The sequence below is a fragment of the Pseudomonadota bacterium genome (assembly GCA_026388215.1).
Taxonomy (GTDB): Bacteria; Desulfobacterota; Syntrophorhabdia; order Syntrophorhabdales; family Syntrophorhabdaceae; genus JAPLKF01.
In genome coordinates this window covers 1-2,100 of the sequence record JAPLKF010000286.1, presented here as the reverse complement: position 1 = coordinate 2,100, position 2,100 = coordinate 1, and the positions used below count along the sequence as shown (strand labels likewise).

At 46.9% G+C, this 2,100-nt stretch carries 4 protein-coding genes and 1 tRNA gene; 4 read left to right on the top strand and 1 reads right to left on the bottom strand.

The genetic code is table 11. The features are described 5' to 3' along the window. The 4 genes from NTU69_12995 to NTU69_12980 all read left to right on the top strand — a co-directional run. Positions 1-213 (top strand): hypothetical protein (locus NTU69_12995; protein MCX5804421.1); only part of this gene is annotated, 213 nt, incomplete at its 5' end. Between the two features lie 456 nt (positions 214-669). Continuing rightward, positions 670-930: a ribbon-helix-helix protein, CopG family gene (locus NTU69_12990; protein ID MCX5804420.1), complete on the top strand. Its 261-nt coding sequence runs from the start codon at positions 670-672 to the stop codon at positions 928-930. Beyond that, positions 927-1,382 (top strand): type II toxin-antitoxin system VapC family toxin, encoded by a 456-nt coding sequence (locus tag NTU69_12985; protein ID MCX5804419.1) that lies wholly within the window; start codon positions 927-929, stop codon positions 1,380-1,382. The genes NTU69_12990 and NTU69_12985 overlap by 4 nt, the downstream gene beginning before the upstream one ends. Before the next feature lie 40 nt (positions 1,383-1,422). Then, positions 1,423-1,507: transfer RNA gene (locus NTU69_12980), tRNA-Leu, on the top strand. Between the two features lie 28 nt (positions 1,508-1,535). Here the strand turns inward: NTU69_12980 and NTU69_12975 are convergent. Further along, the coding region (locus NTU69_12975; GenBank protein MCX5804418.1) for a site-specific integrase at positions 1,536-2,100 on the bottom strand (565 nt) is incomplete at its 5' end.

The window sequence follows — 2,100 nt, the reverse complement described above, 5'->3', positions numbered from 1 at the left end:
AACTTCTTTAGCGAAACATACAGTGCAGCGAATCCAAAAAATATAACGAACCTCCAGAACTTCGTACTCAACCTCATGTATGATGTGAACCCTGCAGTCAGGTTCGGGCTTGAGTATACCCGTATAACCACAGGCTATGCAAGCCGTACTGCAGCTACACAGGGGAATGGTTCTATGGACGCTTTCAGATTCGGCGCATACTACTTCTTCTAAGAGACGGCATTTCGGAAACAAAAAAGGGGGCTTCGGTCCCCTTTTTTTATTGCCCAGTCAAAAGAAATTTCCCGCAAAATCTCCCATGCCTGCCCTGACCGCAGGTCTTGGACAAGGTTTCATACCAATGTGCTGACAATGTAACCCCTCAGTCTTGGGGGAATAGGAGAAGCCCCCTTTTTCGCACCCGTGCATTGCGGAGCGCAGTAAAGAAAACCCTGTAAAAATCCCGGCGAGGTAGAGAGCCCCCTGGAGCGAAGCGGTAGGGGGATGGGGGGACACTCTCGCCGAAGGATTTGTACAGTAAGTTTTCTCTGCGTGGAGCACCAGCACGGAAGAAAACAGGGGGCTTCTCCCGGTAACTGAAGGGTTACCTGACAATTCAGTATTAACTTGACACATTGTTATTAATCATCTATTATATACATATAAAGTGTGTAATATGGAGGTATATATATGATGAGGATCAACACGATATTCCCAGAAGAAATATTAGAAAAGCTCGACCATATCGCCAGGGAAGAAAAGAAGAGCAGAAGTATGTTATTAAGAGAGGCAGCAGAGAAGCTTATTTATGACTATCAACAAATTCTCGAAGAGGGCAAAAGAAAAAGGCGTGTGAAGCTTGCCATTGATACACAAGACAGGCTCAGAAAGAAATCAGGCAGGTGGGATGGTGTCTCTGAGATAAGGAAGTGGAGAGAGATGGAGGGATGAAAACATATTGTCTCGATACCTCAGTAGCGACAAAATGGTTTAGTGAGCACGATGAATCCGACCTGAGTAAAGCCCTATCAATCAGGGATGAAATCCTTGAGGGCAGATTTACTGTTATCGTCCCCGAGCTTTTCTTCTATGAGCTTGCCAATGCCCTGCGATATAATACAGGGTTCACGGATAAAGACGTAAAGGATGCTGTGAAAAGTGTACTTGATATGGGATTTGAGATAAGAAAAATTGAATCCGATATAATGGAATACGCAATTGATATAGCCTTCAAATTCAACGTCTCTATCTATGATGCATATTTTCTTGCATTGTCTCAAACAATAAATATGCCGTTTATTACGGCGGATTATAAGTTTGCCGAACGCGTAAAATCCTTTCGTGGGCCTGCCCTGCTAAACCAGGGGTCTTGGCCAGGGATAGTTAGATTATCCGAGCTTTGAATTGACATGCAGTAGCGCTTTTGTTATTCTCTTAACACACGCCGGAGTGGTGGAACTGGCAGACGCGCCGGACTCAAAATCCGGTGACCCTTGCGGTCATGCGGGTTCAAGCCCCGCCTTCGGCATAATGATTTCAAGCAGTTACCTTTCGTATCACGCTTCCCTCCCATGCCCTGAGAATGCAACTGTAACTAAATTGTAACCCTCAGGGTTTTTGCTTCTGTCCCGATGTTCCTCGTGGAGCACAGAAACTATTTCAGCCCCTGCCTTGAGATCGTCCATATCGACGATATTGTAGCGGTCAAAAACTGAGCGAGTTTTGTGTCCGGACATCTTCATTGCGATCTTTTCCGGGACGCCTGCCCTCATCATGTTTCTTACCGCCGTCCTCCTGAGGTCATGAAAGAGCTTCTCGGGAATCCCGGCATCCTTGAAGGCCTTGACCCATACCTTCCGAAAGTCCTTTATCCTGTGTCCATCATGATGGAATACATATGGGCCGTCCATTTCCCTGTGGCGTTCCTGGATGATCTCAAGTAATTCCCCGGTGAGATAGATGACCCGTGCTTCGTTGTTTTTCGTGGTACCCGCATCAAGGGTGACGGTCCGGTCAAACATTTCTAACGAACCTTTCCCCCTGACGGTGACCGTGGGCTTGGTGGAAAAGGAAGGCTTCTGACAAGGCTTGGCGAAGGCCTCCCCTTCCCAATTTCCTCCC

Bases quoted from the DNA above. Each gene is read 5' to 3' on its own strand.
- NTU69_12990 (MCX5804420.1), top strand. From the start codon at position 670: ATGATGAGGATCAACACGATATTCCCAGAAGAAATATTAGAAAAGCTC.
- NTU69_12985 (MCX5804419.1), top strand. From the start codon at position 927: ATGAAAACATATTGTCTCGATACCTCAGTAGCGACAAAATGGTTTAGT.